Here is a 15,105-nt window from a genome sequence, read left to right on the forward strand (position 1 = left end):
CCCTACACCCTACACCCTACACCCTACACCCTACACCCAGAAAAAACTTTTTGCCGCAAACCCTACTTATCTGGAATGGCTTGATTAGTGACTAGGCCACCGAGACCCGGAATAATTTAGCTGTAGCCCTAAAGATAAAACTTAAATATCCAAGGAGAAAATTCATGACTGCCACGACTGACAATAATTCCAATCAACCTCTCGTTAGTTTGCGGGAAATACAAGAACTTTCCATGGCAATTACCGCCAAAAGCCTCAATCCCGCCATGCTAACGGTTGATTTCCTCAAATATTCGGGAATAGTTCCCCCCGACTGGGAATTAAATGGCCAGCCGGCACTCAATCCTAATTACGCTCAAGTTAATTTTCAAAATGGTATCAGCATCGTCGCCCAACCTCGGAAAATTACCTTTGTGGAGATAATTAACTCTCCCGATAGCCTGAACCTGAAACTGCCAGAAATTGTTGGTTTATATCTAGATAAACTCCCTTTGGCCGAATATCAAGCCCTGAGTATCGCCCCGAAAAGCATTGTTCCTCTCCCTAGTAGCCCCGATGCAGCTAAAAAATATATCACCGAAACCCTTCTGGCCCCCGGTCCCTGGCACAATTTCGGCACAGCCCCCCTACAAGCCAGCATAAATCTACTTTATCAGTTAGAAACCTCTCAGCTATCCGTGGCGATTAACGAGGCAAAATTGCAATTACCCGATGGCAAAACTTTGGGAGCATTGTTATTTGCCGGTAACTTTAACTATAATCTGGCCGAGGGCAGCAATCGATTAAATCTGCTCAAACAATATCTGGGACAATGGCAAAAAGATCTAGAGATTTTCCGAGAATTAGTCACCCAGCGTTTTCTGGAAAGACAAGTCCCAGTTTTCCCCTCTAATATCAATCTGCCCTCATGACCCAAGGTGGACTGTAATCAGTAATCAGTCAATACTTGCCGATAACCTAAAACACATCCACCCCCGCAAAGCCTTGTATTTTGGCATTAGCGGCTTCCCCACAGCTGCGCGGGGTGGGGAATAATTTTCCCGGGTTAGCTAAACCTTTGGGATTAAAACAGTCCCGCACATAGCCCATAGTTTCTAAGTCAATCTCGTTGAACATGGCGGGCATATAACAATTTTTATCGATGCCGATACCGTGTTCCCCCGATAAACTGCCGCCAACCCGCACACAAAGTTTGAGAATTTCACCGCCTAATTCCTCCACTTCTTCCCAGGCACCCTCCACCTTGTTATCGTAGAGAATCAACGGGTGTAAATTGCCATCCCCGGCGTGGAAAACATTGGCGATTTTATAGCCATATTTTTCACTTAAAGCCTTAATTTCCTGAAGAACATAGACCAATTGAGTGCGGGGAATCACCCCATCTTGCACAAAATAATTAGGGCTAATTTTCCCCGCCGCCGCAAAAGCCGCTTTTCTGCCCTTCCAGAGTTTTAAGCGGGTTTCGGCATCATTAGCCGTGGTGATGTTTCTCGCCCCATTTTGACGGCAAATCTCGGCAACCCGATGTTTATTCCTGGCGACTTCTACCCCTAAACCATCCAATTCCACTAATAAAACTGACTCGGCATCCCGGGGATAACAGCCGGTAGCTACCACATCTTCCACGGCGTTGATACTGAGATTATCCATAATCTCCATCCCCGCCGGAATCATTCCCGATTTAATAATATCCGCCACCGCTCGGCCCGCCGCCTCGATACTGGTAAAATCAGCCAGTAAAACACAGATAGATTCCGGAGTTTTCAGGATTCTTAGGGTGATTTCCGTGGCGATGCCTAAAGTTCCCTCGGAACCCACAAATAAACCGGTTAAATCATAGCCCGGTTGTTCCGGTACTGCCCCCCCCACATCGATAATTGAACCATCGGGAAGGACGATTTTTAAGCCCATAACGTGATTGGTAGTGACACCGTATTTTAAACAGTGAACCCCGCCGGAATTTTCCGCCACATTACCGCCGATCGAGCAGATAATTTGACTAGAGGGATCCGGTGCGTAATAAAATCCCGCCCCGCTTACCGCTTGCGTCACCCAATTATTAATCACCCCGGGCTGCACCACCACCCTTTGATTATCTAAATCAACCCCGAGAATCTGATTCATCCGCGCCGTGACGATGAGAATCCCCTCTTCTAAGGGTAACGCCCCTCCCGATAGGCCCGTACCTGCACCCCTTGCTACCCAGGCAATCTCGTTATCGTGACAGAGTTTCACCACCGCCGCAATTTCTGCGGTGCTGCGGGGCAGTACCACAAGAGCGGGTCTTTGTCTGTATCCTGTGATACCATCGCACTCATAGGTTAATAATTCATCTTTGCGACGGATGACTCCATCTTTACCGAGGATCGTTTCTAGCTCTTTGATCAGATTGGGGGAGATTTTCGGGGGATTTTTGAGTAACATAGGTTTCAGGGCGGCGGAGTCGCCATAAAATCGCTCTATAGGTGAAAATATCGCAAAAAAGCCAGAAATGAAGCTTTAAAAACTGCTCTCTCCTATTTTAGCACTATAACCCCTTCCTCTCTAGAAATCGGGTCTATCTCGCGCTTGCAGCAATACCGACAATCAGCAATTATCAGTGACTTTTAAATTATGGTTCTTCGGTTTGTGTTATGTAATGGACGGGGGTTATAAGAGATGGAACCCTTATAGAGAAAGACATTGGACGATTTTTGTCAATTGTTTTTGATCTAGAGCGAGCTAATCAGTTAAATCTTTTGCCAGATAAGGATTTAGTCGATTTATGCCCCCTATCGAACCATAACAAGTAACGAAGAGCCTAAATTATTACAGATATATCAGCAGCTGTCTGTAAGCATCTCACCGAAAAACTAATGCGCTCCGGGGTTTGGGGGCGGCGCCACGCCCCCAACGGGGGGTTTGGGGGGTAGAACCCCCCAAAAGCTTGGATTGAGTGATAAAATCGAAAGTAACGCCCGATTTTAGCAGAGAGTTTCCCCTTAAAAATCCCAACTTAGTAGATTTACAAAAATGATATGCACCCGCAGAAACCCCCAAGGGTCTGGATTATAGAGGAAATTGGGGAGCATCCCACTTTTGCAATAAGAAATTGTACTTAGATGCGAAATGCTTAGATGGCAAGCCTTTTCGGGAGTTCATAGATTTTTAACGGTTCTCTAAATTGTGTGATTCAAACCAGAATCGTTACTACAAAAGCCTTCTCCCCCTTCCGAGCATTTATACTCATTACATAATTGGGATGCTCCCGGAAATTGCCGATAAATTTCCCAGTGCTTACCGTTATGGATTAGGAGGGTAATTTCATCGATTATCACCTCAAAAAATAGCTCTTGATTAGCATATTTTGACCAAGCTTTCCAGAAATTATCTTTAGTTAAATCTCGGAAGCCAACGGTTAAATGAGGCGAAAAAGCTCGGCTTTTTGAGGCATTATCGCTGATGTTCAAGGAAGATTCTAGCTGCTGTAAAAGCCGTTTTTGCAGGGTTAATAATTCTGGGGTTTTCTGGACATTAATATAAATGACTCGCGGTTTAAAGGCGGCAAAATCTCGGAGAATCAGGGGAATAGGAGAGTGCAAGCGGGCAAATTCCTCTAAACATCTTTCTAAATCCGTTAATTGTCCTAAATTCCACCGGAAAGGGGGTTGGAGAGTGACGTGGGGAGGCGATTTCAGGGCGGCGCGACTATTGTAAATTTCTGCAAACTCTAACTTGATTTTTGTGGCAATTTCCTGTACTTCTGGCGGCGGCAAAAGCGCAATAAAAAATAGAGATCCCTGGGGTTGATTCATAGAAACAAGCAAAGCTACAGAAATTAAGCTGTCACATCGATTCTAGCAGTCTTCCACAACTCTAGCTAATTGTATATCTCTGTTATATTGCACCCTCGACGGTCAAGATTAATCGGTATAATTATATGATTGTTAATCAGTCCTAGCCTCCTGAGAATTTATGCCCTGGTTTGTCAAGATAGAAAAAGGCATTGTTGATAAAACTACCTTTGATCGCTATGTCAGCGCCCATAAGGACTATGTGCGTGATTTAATTAGCCAAGGACGAGCAGCAAAAACCGGTTATTGGGCAGAAAGGGGCGGCGGAATGTTATTATTTAAGGCCGATTCCCTTGAGGAAGCCCAAGCAATTATAGTTCGCGATCCTTTAATCGAGAATGGTTGTGTGGAATACGAACTCCATGAATGGCGAATTGTCGTCGAGTAATCCAGCTTTTCAGGGAACAGTAATCAGTAATCAGTGAAAAGACGGCAATGTTAAGCTGTTGATTATCTAAATATTACTCCCTAATACTGCCTAGTAGTGGGGAGATGGGGGTGGAGAGTGGAATCAGGAGACCACTTCGTGCGCGTTGCGGGGGGAGTGGGAAGATGGGGAGCTTTTTTGCTGTGAACTGAAAACTCGCATCTGATCACTGATCACTGATAAGCTATACTGGGGGAACTGTGGTGACAGCACGGTTGCTGCTGCCGAATCGGCTCTCCTACTAGGTTCTGTGTGATAAGTTTAACTTACATAGGATTGATCAATCTTTGTGTCCTTTGTGTCTTTGTGGTTCGTTCCACCCCCCGCTGGGAGGAATGTATCTTAGAATACATTTTAACCACCAAACCCAAGAGAGCCCCGAATCATTAAATAAATTGTCCCCAGTGAATTTGAGGAATTAACTTTGTCTAAACAAGATCTCATCGAAATGGAAGGAACCGTCACGGAATCTTTACCCAACGCCATGTTTAGGGTGGATTTAGATAACGGTTTCAACGTCTTAGCCCATATATCTGGCAAAATCCGCCGTAATTATATCAAAATCCTCCCTGGCGATCGCGTCAAAGTGGAACTGACCCCCTACGACCTAACCAAAGGAAGAATTACCTATCGCCTGAAAAATCAGAAAAAATAGCGATAAAGACGGGCAGAGAAGCCAAAAAGCCTAATAAGCAGCCAAATTTATTTTAAAAAGATAGGTGACACGAGTAAAAGAAATCTGATATAATAATAAGCTTGCAGTGTTGCCAGAATAGTTAGGCATGAAAGTTAGAGCGTCTGTCAAAAAAATGTGCGAAAAGTGCCGCGTCATCCGTCGGCGCGGCCGAGTCATGGTAATTTGTTCTAACCCCAAACACAAGCAGAGACAAGGTTAAACCACCAAAGTCACTGTCTTGGGGCAGAGAATCGTTACCGTTAATTGTAGTCGTTTTTGGAAAAAAAATCGTTCATAGGGAGAAAAAAAAAGCGTGGCAAGGATAGCTGGTGTAGACCTACCTCGCGATAAGCGTGTGGAAATCGCCCTGACCTACCTCTACGGAGTGGGTCTATCGCGTTCCCAAGAAGTCTTATCTGCGACGGGTGTTAACCCTGACACTCGGGTCAAGGATCTCAGCGATGAAGACGTGGCGGCGCTACGGACTTATATCGAGACAAATTATCAAATCGAGGGGGATTTGAGACGCTGGGAGGCGATGAACATCAAACGCCTGGCCGATATCGGCACCTATCGAGGTCGTCGGCATCGGCTAGGATTACCCGTGCGCGGGCAACGGACGCGAACCAATGCGCGCACCCGTCGCGGTCGTCGGGTGACAGTGGCAGGGAAGAAAAAAGCCCCCTCCAAGAAATAATTTTTTATTCATTGCGATATCCCCCAATCAAGAAAAACTATGGCGCGACCAACCAAAAAAACCGGACCGAAAAAACAGAAGAAAAATATTCCTACCGGAGTCGCTCACATTCAATCGACCTTCAACAATACCATTGTCACGATCGCCGATACCAAAGGCGATGTGATCTCTTGGGCATCGGCGGGATCGAGTGGTTTTAAAGGAGCCAAAAAAGGAACCCCCTTCGCCGCCCAAACCGCCGCCGATAACGCCGCCCGCCGAGCAATCGAACAGGGAATGCGTCAACTAGAGGTGATGGTGAGCGGCCCCGGGGCAGGACGGGAAACCGCAATCCGGGCCCTGCAAGGAGCAGGATTAGAAATCACCCTGATCCGGGACGTGACCCCCATCCCCCACAATGGTTGTCGTCCTCCCAAACGCCGGAGAGTGTAAACAGTGAACAGCTTTTTCAGGTGACAGGGAGCTTGAGGCCGACAGCCGTTAGCTTTGCGCGCATCAGCAGCAGCATCGGGTCGTCAAAGACCATCTGCTCAAAAAACTGAACGCCGAACGCTAAAGGCTGAACGCTAAAGAAAACTGAAAACTGATAACTGAAAACTGATAACTGAACAAGGGAGGTCAATCGGTGGCGCAATTTCAAATCGAGTGTGTAGAAGCAAAAACTTACAAGAATCAGAGTCAGTACAGTAAATTTGTACTAGAACCCCTAGAAAGGGGCCAGGGTACAACCGTAGGTAATGCCCTGAGACGGATTCTCATTTCCAATCTGGAAGGGGCGGCCGTGACGGCCCTGCGGATCGCGGGAGTCAATCACGAATTTGCCACCGTCGAGGGGGTACGGGAGGACGTGATGGAACTCATGCTCAACATGAAAGAAATCATCCTCAAAAGTTACACCAATCAAACCCAGATCGGGCGTTTAGTGGCAACTGGACCGGCGACAGTAGTGGCGGCACAATTCGATTTACCCTCGGAAGTCGAGATAGTCGATCGCAATCAGTACGTCGCTACCCTGGCCGAAGGGGCGAAGCTAGAGATGGAATTTCGCGTGGAAAAAGGCAAAGGCTATCGGGCGATCGATCGCAGTAAAGACGAAGCCACTTCGCTAGACTTTCTGCAAATCGACTCGATTTTTATGCCCGTAACCAAAGTCAACTACAGCGTCGAAGATATCCGTTCCGAAAGCGGTCAAGCTAGGGATCGTCTGCTCTTAGAAATTTGGACAAACGGGAGCATTAACCCCAAAGAAGCCCTTTCCCAAGCGGCCGATATGCTGGTTAATCTCTTTAACCCGCTCAAGGATCTCAACGCCCTCGAATCCTCCAGTAACTTTGACGACCAAGAGATCAACCAGGAAAACCAAATTCCGATCGAGGAACTACAATTATCCGTGCGCGCCTACAATTGCCTAAAGCGAGCGCAGATCAACACCGTAGCCGACCTCCTCGATTACAGCCAAGAAGATCTCTTAGAAATCAAAAACTTTGGGCAGAAATCGGCCGAAGAAGTCATTGAAGCCCTACAAAAACGGTTAGGAATCACCCTACCCCAAGAAAAAAGCAAGTAAACCCAATTCCAGGAAAATACCATGAGACATCGGTGTAAAGTGCCTCAATTGGGTCTGCCGGCTGACCAAAGAAAGGCACTGCTGCGCAGCTTAGCCACCCAGCTAATTCGCCACGGTCAGATCACCACCACCCTAGCGAAAGCGAAAGCGGTGCGAGCAGAGGTAGACCACATTATCACCCTAGCTAAAGACGGTTCCCTGAGCGCCCGTCGCCAAGCTATGGGCTACATCTACGATAAACAACTGGTTCATGCCCTCTTTGAAGGAGCCCAGACCCGTTATGGCAGTCGTAACGGCGGTTATACCAGGGTGGTGCGTACCCTGCGCCGTCGCGGGGATAATGCCCCCATGGCGATTATCGAACTGATGTAACGATGACAGCTTGCCCCCAGTCGCGGATCGCCCTAGTTATCCAGTATGTGGGAACTAATTTCCACGGCTGGCAACGGCAACCCCATCACAGGAGCGTGCAGGAAGAAATCGAGAAGGCTCTGGCCGATATTCTCGGTCATGCCGTCACTCTGCACGGGGCCGGACGTACCGATAGCGGTGTTCACGCCGCCGCCCAAGTTGCCCATTTCCAGCAGCAGAGTCCGATCCCACCTGCCCATTGGGCCAAGGTTCTCAATGCTCGGCTAGATGACGATATCGTCATTCGGGCCTCGGCCCGGGTCCCCGATCGCTGGCACGCCCGTTTCTCGGCCCTCTGGCGACGTTATCGTTACACCCTCTATACCGACCCCATCCCCAATCTCTTTGTTAGCCCCTTTAGTTGGCACTACTACCATCGTCCCCTCGATGCCGATTTGATGGCCAGGGCCCTGGCTCCCCTATTGGGTAAGCACCATCTGGCCGCCTTTCACCGTGCTAACTCTAGTCGTGACCATTCTTGGGTAGAAGTACAGGGGGTGGAATGCTACCGTCAAGGGCCGTTTGTACAGATGGAAATTCAAGCCAATGGCTTTTTGTACGGGATGGTGCGCCTATTGGTGGGAATGTTGGTGGAGGTGGGAACTGGTGAGCGATCGCTAGAAAACTTTACCGACATCTGGGTCAATCAGCGCCGAGAATTGGTCAAATACGCCGCACCAGCTAAAGGACTATGTTTACTGCGGGTGGGTTACGCCGATTTTCCCTTTGCCGATAGCGTCTGGTGCGAGACTCAGCCTCTTTATTATTTCCGAGCAGAGGGGATAGGGGAATAGGGAAGTGGGGGAATGGGGAATAGGGAAGTGGGGGAATTTCAACTAAAACCCCAACACCCCAACACCCCAACACCTGGGTCGGCAATAAAAAAAATTATTTTTGTAAACCAAGGCAAACTGACCATGAACAAAACACCTCTACCAAATTTAGAGACTCTAGAGCAGAAATGGTACGTCATCGATGCGGCCGATCAGCGTCTAGGTCGTCTGGCCACCGAAATCGCCATGATTCTACGGGGCAAAAATAAAGCCACCTTCACCCCCCATCTGGATACGGGGGATTTTGTCATTGTTATTAACGCCGAAAAAGTGACGGTGACGGGCAAAAAACGCCAACAGAAAGTTTATCGCCGCGACTCCGGCAGACCGGGTGGGATGAAGGTAGAAAGCTTCGATAAACTGCAAAAACGCATTCCCGAACGGATTATCGAACACGCTGTTAAGGGAATGCTCCCGAAAAATAGCTTAGGTCGGAAATTGTTCACGAAACTGAAAGTTTATGCCGGTGCGGAACATCCCCATCAGGCACAACAACCGGAAGTTTTAGCGATTAATACGATTCCCGCAGGAGGAAATTAAGTCAATGCAAGCCACGGACAGTAAAAATAAGGTAGTTTATTGGGGAACGGGACGACGCAAATCGGCGGTCGCTTCCGTGCGTCTGGTGCCGGGGACGGGGGCAATTACCGTTAACGGTCGCGATGGGGAAACCCATTTTAACCGCATTCCCACCTATATCCAGACGATTAAGGCTCCTCTGGAGACTTTGGGACTGGAAAACGAGTATGATATCATCGTTAAGGCCGAGGGCGGTGGTTTGACCGGCCAAGCGGACGCGGTGAAATTGGGTGTCGCTAGAGCTTTATGTCAATTGGCCCCGGAAAATCGTCCTCCCCTCAAGAGTGAAGGTTATCTGACTCGGGATCCCCGGGCGAAGGAACGGAAAAAATACGGTCTTCACAAAGCGCGCAAGGCGCCTCAATACTCGAAACGTTAGGTTAATAGAGAGGTTTATTATGCCGAAAAAAATTCATCCTACTTGGTATCCGGACGCTAAGGTGATCTGTAATGGTGAACTGGTGATGACGGTGGGTTCGACAAAACCAGAAATTCATGTGGAGGTTTGGTCTGGTAATCATCCTTTTTATACCGGAACCCAGAAGATGATCGATACCGAGGGCCGGGTCGATCGCTTCTTGCGTAAGTACAAAATGGGCGATAAGTCAAGCAAAAAGGCTGATCAGAAATAATTCTTTACTTTTGCCTTTTTGACCCGGTGGGGAAATTTTCCCGCCGGGTTTTTTGCTATTTTTAGGCTGGTAGGGTCATACTAAATCCTGTTTAAAAAGTATAGGATAGTGGGGTGTGGGGTGTGGGGAGAAACAATTCATAATACCAATTCTCCAAAATGTGACTACAGATAGGCTAGAATATCATATTAGTAGAGTTTAAGGAAAAATATGGCAGGAGTTTATAAGATAGAAATATCTGAAAGTGAAGCAGAACTCAAGGAACTGCTTAGAAAAGAAAAAACTGGTTCAGGAAAAGAAAGAATACAGGTATTGTACTTGTTAAAGACAAAAAAGGCAAAAACGGTGACAGAAGCTGCGGAAATGCTAGGAAGAAATAGAGTCACTGTACAAGATTGGTTAGGAAAATATCGTCAAGGAGGACTCGAAAAATTATTGTCTAAAAAAGTCAGTACAGGAAGACCAAGAAAAGTTCCTCAGTGGGCAGAAAAAGCCTTAGAAAAAAGATTAAAAGAAAAGGAAGGATTTGATAGTTATGGGGAAATTTGTGAATGGTTAGAGGAAAAATTAGGGAGAGAAGCCAAGTACAAAACTGTACACAAATTAGTATATTATCGGCTAAAAGCGTCTCCAAAAATAGCCAGACCAAAAAGCCTAGAACAATCAGAAGAAAGGTTAGAGGATTTTAAAAAAAACTTCTAGAAAATTTGGCAATGCTGAGTTGAGTGGCGATAACAATGATGAGTAATACAGGAAAAATTCGCTTTTTATGTGAAGATGAAACTCGTCTGGAACTGAAAACAATCAGCGGGAGAAAAATAACAGCAAAAGGGGTAAAACTTTACGGGAAAGTGCAGGGTCAATTTCAAGCGACCTATATCTATGGGGTGGTAGAGCCGAAGACAGGAGAGCATTTTTTTTACGAATTCACTCATTTAAACAGTCAATGTTTTCAAATATTTTTAGAATTAGTTTCTGAATATTTTGCCGATAGTATTTTGATAATACAGTTAGATAATGGCAGGTTTCATAAGGCAAAAAACCTGAAAATATCTGACAACATTATTCTCATGTTTCAGCCACCACATTGCCCAGAATCTAATCCAATTGAACAGATTTGGCAATATCTAAAAAAAGGATTGAGATGGAAACTACCTAGAGACTTAGAGGAATTACGTTTGTTAATTGGTCAACGACTCGAAGAAATGAACAAAGAGGTAATTGCTTCAATTGTTGGACGAGGTTATATCCTGGATGCTCTATCTGTAGTTGGTATTTAGAGAATTGCTATCAGTATCTAATTCCGCCTCGTGGGTGAGGGAAACAAAAGGGGGTATAGTAGATATAGCCGCTTTTAATTTGGCTGCTGCTGATCGCTCTGGTTGATTGAGGGCTCTTCTAGGTTCTGTGTGATGAGTTTAACTTACATAGGATCGATCTTTGTGTCCTTTGTGTCTTTGTGGTTCGTTCCACCCCCTCGCTAGGAGGAATGTATCTTAGAATACATTTTACCCACCAAACCTGGGAGAGCCGATTGAGTTTAGCTAGAATTTGATTTAATAATTCTAAGATTTGTGGAGAAGCAAGTTGATCGGGTGGTTCTTTGGTAATTGCCGTCAATTCTGTGACAATTTCTGCTACCATTACCTCCGCATCAGGAAAAGATGCTTCTTGACTGTCGCTGGCGATTAAATCCCATTTTTCTCGTTCAAAATCCCAAATTTTTCGGCGTAAATCTTCGCTCTGCTGCTCGATCCTAACTTTTTCTTCCGGTGCGATTGTAACTAAAGTGTTTCGCTTTCCCGCTAATTGTTGTTTTCAACGTTGAATATTGTGTTCGAGGTTTTGTAATTCGTTAGTAGCCATGGAAAAATAAGCTTAAATTAGCCAATTAATTCAATTATGATCTATATATCTAGAAATGTCATTAGACCTCCCGCAAAAGTAATTTCTCGAGACGCTATCGGGTCAAAATATCTCAAACCATTTTTCTAAAGTAATGGCAGAGATGGTTAATTTCCCTCACCCCTAACCCCCCGACATGGGAGGGATCGGGGGGTTGGTGGGCGGGAGAAGGGAGTGGAATGCCTGCCACAAATAAAGAAAAATGATAATTATTCAGCCAGTCCTAGATACAGTCAACGGTACAGCCAATTTTTTCTGGGAGGCCCCCTGGGAATGGGGCTGACTCTATTCTCCACCCCTAATCTCTTTTTGTCGGCCTAGAGCTTACTGAAGTGGTGTTTTAGCTATTTCTGTGGGCTGTTTTGGCTTTTCTTTTTCCTTGACAACCTCGCTGAGATATCCTTCCACATCGCGCTGGATGATGCTTTCTACCCTTTGAGCAAAATCAGGATAGACTTCGGCGTGATTTTGGGCATGGCGATAAGAACCACTCAACTGGAAAAATTGCCAGCCCTCAATTTTCATGGCCTCGGCCGTGTTCCGATAGTGGCGGTAGCGTTCGCCATAATGAAAGAACTCTTCAACGGCAGCACTGATAGCCACCACCTGACTCAAGCCAAAGGCGAGCCAACCGACCAGGACTTGGACATCATTGGCGTTGATGTTCAGACTGACCAAGGCTGGAACGATCACCCCCCCGATAATTGTGATCAGTCGGAGAAAATAGTATTGGTTGCGACTTGTCTGGGCCCGGCCTTCTAGCCAGAGTAATTGCTCGAGCCAGCGGGCTTTCATAAACTGCTTTTGTAAATCTGGCAAGTCAATCTGCTCGATCAAGCCACAGATTTCTTGCTGGAACTGATTGCGATAAGATTGGGACTTTTTTGGCTCTGAGGTTTTCTCTAGGCTTTTGAGTTCTAAGGTGCTATCTGGCATGGTTCTCTTACTCCGTTAGTAGAAAAAAATTTCGGCTCTGGTGGCTCAAGCTTTCCGCTTCCCGATTCCCGCTCCTTGGGCTTTCCAATAATCAAACTTAGTTGTGTCTAGATGCTCGACAATCCCCCCCAATTGACGTACTTGCTTGACCATATCGCCAGTCCCGCCACGTCCATCACCGCCTTTGCCATCCCAGAGGACAATCAACCGCACCCGATCGATTCCGTAGATCAAACTGGAATAGAGCGCCCAACGATTGTTGCGCTCAAAGGAATTGCTTCCTTGCGGGACCGGTCCGATTCTTTCTGGTTGTAGGTTGAGTTCCACCTGGGGATGATTCTTAATTCCATAGAAACGCTCTACCCAATCATCGCCCGCAAAGTCGACCGACTTTTCAATAAATTGGGCTGACTCGAAGGGCAGATAGACCTCCACTTTCATCTGCCGCTCTAAACAGGCTTCTAGAAAGAGGATATCGCCCCCACAGGCTATCCCCGATGTGATCGCCAGAGCCGTGGCATCAGCTTTGAGATTATCGAGTACCTCCTTAATTTTTTGTTGCGCCTCGGTTGCCATGGCTGGGGGAAACCGAGGCCGCGGCCGGTCTGGCTTGTCCATCATGTGGCCGGAGAAGAGGAAAACTTGCGGAGGTTCCTTCACCGTTGGGGATGCGATCGCTGCTTCTTGATGTTCTATTCTCTTCAATTCTGCCTCGAGGACATCGAGGCCTGACTTGACATATTCAAGGCGGAAATTCAGGGATTCTAAAAGTTTCAACTGTTCTAGGGTTGAAAGTAAAGCAAATTTATTGTTCCAGAGCCGGTTGAGCGCCCTTTTATAGGCTCTGGCCACCTGTTGCGGGTTGCTGGCGGTACAGATGGCCAGATCGCCGAGGGAGAGGAAGACCCAAACATCGTTGTTATCCTTGATAGCGGCACTTTCCAGACTAAATTTAACGGCTCCAGACAGCGCCGGCAACTGCTCTTTAATCCCTTTCTCTTCTGGATCGCTATCCTTGCCAGCCAGTGGTGCTAAATGCTTTAGTAGAGACGATAAGGTCAGGGCGTTGATGCCGGAATAGTAATGATTCTGATCGAGGCGGTAGCCTTGCAGGTAAGTCTCAATCGCTTTTTGCAGTAAGTGGGCCGATGCGTAAGCTATTTGGCGGCGCTCTGCTTCATTGGAGATGCCTACCCATCGCTCCTTCCACATTTCTTTGTAAATGCGAGCTAAGTAGGAAAGGGCATCGATATTGGCCGGTTCATCCCGCAGCAGCAACTCCAATTGCACCACTGCCTCATCATATCGCTTCAGTCGGATCAGGTGAAAGGCTTCCTCGCGCCGGAATTCGGCATTTTTCGGCTGCAGTGCCAGTCCGTTGCGATATTGCTGGAGCGCAAGTTGATAATTTCCTAGGTTTCTTAAGGCTTTCCCCGCTTCGGCGATCGCCTCGCATTTGATTAGGGGGTTGCTCACTTCTTCAGTCAACAGCAAAACGTCACCTATGCGATCTTGCCGTTGGGCAATCACTACCCTTTTCCGCCAATTATTGTACTCATCCCAGTAGCCAATGGCTAGGGGGGTTTGCAGCGACCGGCGATCGGGTTCTTCCAAGCCGTCGAGTAAATTGAAAATGGGGCTGTGAATGCGATGAGGATCTGATTCCCAGGTAGCGCGCGCCATTTTAGCGATCGCCTGTTTGTCCTTTTCCAAGTATTGGCGATCGGGCCAGCCATTCTCGTCACAATGATAGGGGAGAGTGCGAACGTTAAAAATATCGAAAGGCATACGACCTCGTCCCGACTGGATATGAATTAGTCCTCGCTTGCGTAGGGCGTGGCGCACTCCTAACTCATAAAAAACGTTGGCATTATCAATGCTGATGTCGGCAATCACCAGATCCGCGAGCAATAGTTCCTGAAACATATCGGTGAGAATATCGCCACTGACGCTTTCTTCATCGGCTCGAAACGGCTCAAATCCGGCTTCGATTAAGGCTGGTTTAATTAAATCCTGATAGATGCTATTAAAATCTATCCAGCGGTCATCTGCCCCTTTTTTCTTACCAAAGGGCATGACGACGAAGGCATGGGGCAATCCCTGGGGGCTGGCAGCGCTATCATGCTCTTGTTTCAGTTGGGAAACTAGCTCTACGTTAGACTCAGAAACTTGTTCGTCGTTGGCGGCAGCATTTTTCTGGTTAATAATTTCTTGACTGGGCATATTAATCTTTCTGACTCAAGCAAGATCGATCATAACTTATTTTAGTTAGATTCAATCCTCGGCAGTTTTTTCAATAAAAAACTAACTGAGTCACTAGCAGTAACAGTGCCAGATTATTCCGTTAATAAAGGAGCTTTGGAATTAAGTTCTTTCTCTAATCAATCCCCTCAAGTTTGATAAGTAGTTGGACAAAGGTAAAGTTAACTGTGGGGTAAGGAGTCGGTCGTCAGTAAGAATTGCGGCAATTTACATTTCTTAAGATAGACAACAGAATTTATGTCCGACTACTTATCAGCAGCGCAGAGAATCGCCAGGGGCATATCCTATTGGCAAAAATCTCCTCTAGACAAGACACCATTAAGATAAACACAACGTCAAAATAGAAT

At 46.7% G+C, this 15,105-nt stretch carries 18 protein-coding genes; 14 read left to right on the plus strand and 4 right to left on the minus strand.

What is annotated here, in order from left to right:
- Nucleotides 1-164 precede the first annotated feature (164 nt).
- Nucleotides 165-911 (plus strand): hypothetical protein, encoded by a 747-nt coding sequence (locus tag B5D77_RS06605; protein ID WP_008199733.1) that lies wholly within the window; start codon nt 165-167, stop codon nt 909-911.
- A 46-nt stretch (nt 912-957) separates the two neighbouring features.
- Here B5D77_RS06605 and glcD read toward each other — a convergent pair whose 3' ends face one another.
- Both glcD and B5D77_RS06620 read right to left on the minus strand, forming a co-directional pair.
- Nucleotides 958-2,424, minus strand: a complete 1,467-nt coding sequence (glcD, locus tag B5D77_RS06610; protein ID WP_008199735.1) for a glycolate oxidase subunit GlcD — start codon at nt 2,422-2,424, stop codon at nt 958-960.
- Nucleotides 2,425-3,158: 734 nt separating this feature from the next.
- The gene (locus B5D77_RS06620; protein WP_253852089.1) at nt 3,159-3,794 is read right to left on the minus strand and encodes a 2'-5' RNA ligase family protein; all 636 of its coding nucleotides are present in this window, start codon (nt 3,792-3,794) and stop codon (nt 3,159-3,161) included.
- Nucleotides 3,795-3,954: 160 nt separating this feature from the next.
- On the opposite strand from B5D77_RS06620, the gene B5D77_RS06625 reads away from it, so the two are divergent.
- From B5D77_RS06625 to B5D77_RS27000, 13 genes are all read left to right on the plus strand, one after another.
- The gene (locus B5D77_RS06625; protein ID WP_002736524.1) at nt 3,955-4,221 is read left to right on the plus strand and encodes a YciI family protein; all 267 of its coding nucleotides are present in this window, start codon (nt 3,955-3,957) and stop codon (nt 4,219-4,221) included.
- A gap of 463 nt (nt 4,222-4,684) precedes the next feature.
- A complete protein-coding gene (gene infA / locus B5D77_RS06630) occupies nt 4,685-4,915 on the plus strand; it encodes a translation initiation factor IF-1 (RefSeq protein ID WP_002737109.1) in 231 nt (76 codons plus the stop codon).
- A gap of 127 nt (nt 4,916-5,042) precedes the next feature.
- A complete protein-coding gene (rpmJ, locus tag B5D77_RS06635; RefSeq protein WP_012593611.1) occupies nt 5,043-5,156 on the plus strand; it encodes a 50S ribosomal protein L36 in 114 nt (37 codons plus the stop codon).
- 93 nt (nt 5,157-5,249) lie between these two features.
- On the plus strand, nt 5,250-5,633 hold the full coding sequence (gene rpsM, locus B5D77_RS06640) for a 30S ribosomal protein S13 (RefSeq protein ID WP_002735415.1): 384 nt from the start codon (nt 5,250-5,252) through the stop codon (nt 5,631-5,633).
- A gap of 39 nt (nt 5,634-5,672) precedes the next feature.
- Nucleotides 5,673-6,065: a 30S ribosomal protein S11 gene (gene rpsK / locus B5D77_RS06645; RefSeq protein WP_002735413.1), complete on the plus strand. Its 393-nt coding sequence runs from the start codon at nt 5,673-5,675 to the stop codon at nt 6,063-6,065.
- Between the two features lie 193 nt (nt 6,066-6,258).
- Nucleotides 6,259-7,200, plus strand: a complete 942-nt coding sequence (locus B5D77_RS06650) for a DNA-directed RNA polymerase subunit alpha (RefSeq protein ID WP_008199744.1) — start codon at nt 6,259-6,261, stop codon at nt 7,198-7,200.
- A gap of 21 nt (nt 7,201-7,221) precedes the next feature.
- On the plus strand, nt 7,222-7,572 hold the full coding sequence (rplQ, locus tag B5D77_RS06655; RefSeq protein ID WP_002736334.1) for a 50S ribosomal protein L17: 351 nt from the start codon (nt 7,222-7,224) through the stop codon (nt 7,570-7,572).
- Between the two features lie 2 nt (nt 7,573-7,574).
- On the plus strand, nt 7,575-8,405 hold the full coding sequence (truA, locus tag B5D77_RS06660; RefSeq protein WP_008199747.1) for a tRNA pseudouridine(38-40) synthase TruA: 831 nt from the start codon (nt 7,575-7,577) through the stop codon (nt 8,403-8,405).
- Nucleotides 8,406-8,528: 123 nt separating this feature from the next.
- Nucleotides 8,529-8,984: a 50S ribosomal protein L13 gene (gene rplM / locus B5D77_RS06665; protein WP_002735375.1), complete on the plus strand. Its 456-nt coding sequence runs from the start codon at nt 8,529-8,531 to the stop codon at nt 8,982-8,984.
- 4 nt (nt 8,985-8,988) lie between these two features.
- Nucleotides 8,989-9,402 carry a 30S ribosomal protein S9 gene (gene rpsI / locus B5D77_RS06670; RefSeq protein ID WP_002737094.1) on the plus strand — a complete coding sequence of 138 codons (414 nt, stop codon included), beginning with the start codon at nt 8,989-8,991 and terminating at the stop codon, nt 9,400-9,402.
- A gap of 19 nt (nt 9,403-9,421) precedes the next feature.
- Complete coding sequence (rpmE, locus tag B5D77_RS06675; RefSeq protein ID WP_008199752.1) at nt 9,422-9,655, plus strand: 50S ribosomal protein L31; 234 nt, start codon at nt 9,422-9,424, stop codon at nt 9,653-9,655.
- 210 nt (nt 9,656-9,865) lie between these two features.
- Complete coding sequence (locus B5D77_RS26995; protein ID WP_253257658.1) at nt 9,866-10,357, plus strand: helix-turn-helix domain-containing protein; 492 nt, start codon at nt 9,866-9,868, stop codon at nt 10,355-10,357.
- Between the two features lie 35 nt (nt 10,358-10,392).
- The gene (locus B5D77_RS27000; protein WP_254053046.1) at nt 10,393-10,935 is read left to right on the plus strand and encodes an IS630 family transposase; all 543 of its coding nucleotides are present in this window, start codon (nt 10,393-10,395) and stop codon (nt 10,933-10,935) included.
- A 949-nt stretch (nt 10,936-11,884) separates the two neighbouring features.
- Here B5D77_RS27000 and B5D77_RS06690 read toward each other — a convergent pair.
- The gene (locus B5D77_RS06690; RefSeq protein ID WP_008200145.1) at nt 11,885-12,496 is read right to left on the minus strand and encodes a DUF4231 domain-containing protein; all 612 of its coding nucleotides are present in this window, start codon (nt 12,494-12,496) and stop codon (nt 11,885-11,887) included.
- Nucleotides 12,497-12,541: 45 nt separating this feature from the next.
- Nucleotides 12,542-14,719: a TRAFs-binding domain-containing protein gene (locus B5D77_RS06695; RefSeq protein WP_106908508.1), complete on the minus strand. Its 2,178-nt coding sequence runs from the start codon at nt 14,717-14,719 to the stop codon at nt 12,542-12,544.
- Nucleotides 14,720-15,105 lie beyond the last annotated feature (386 nt).

Origin of the sequence: Microcystis sp. MC19 (assembly GCF_003019735.1) — a bacterium.
Taxonomy (GTDB): Bacteria; Cyanobacteriota; Cyanobacteriia; order Cyanobacteriales; family Microcystaceae; genus Microcystis.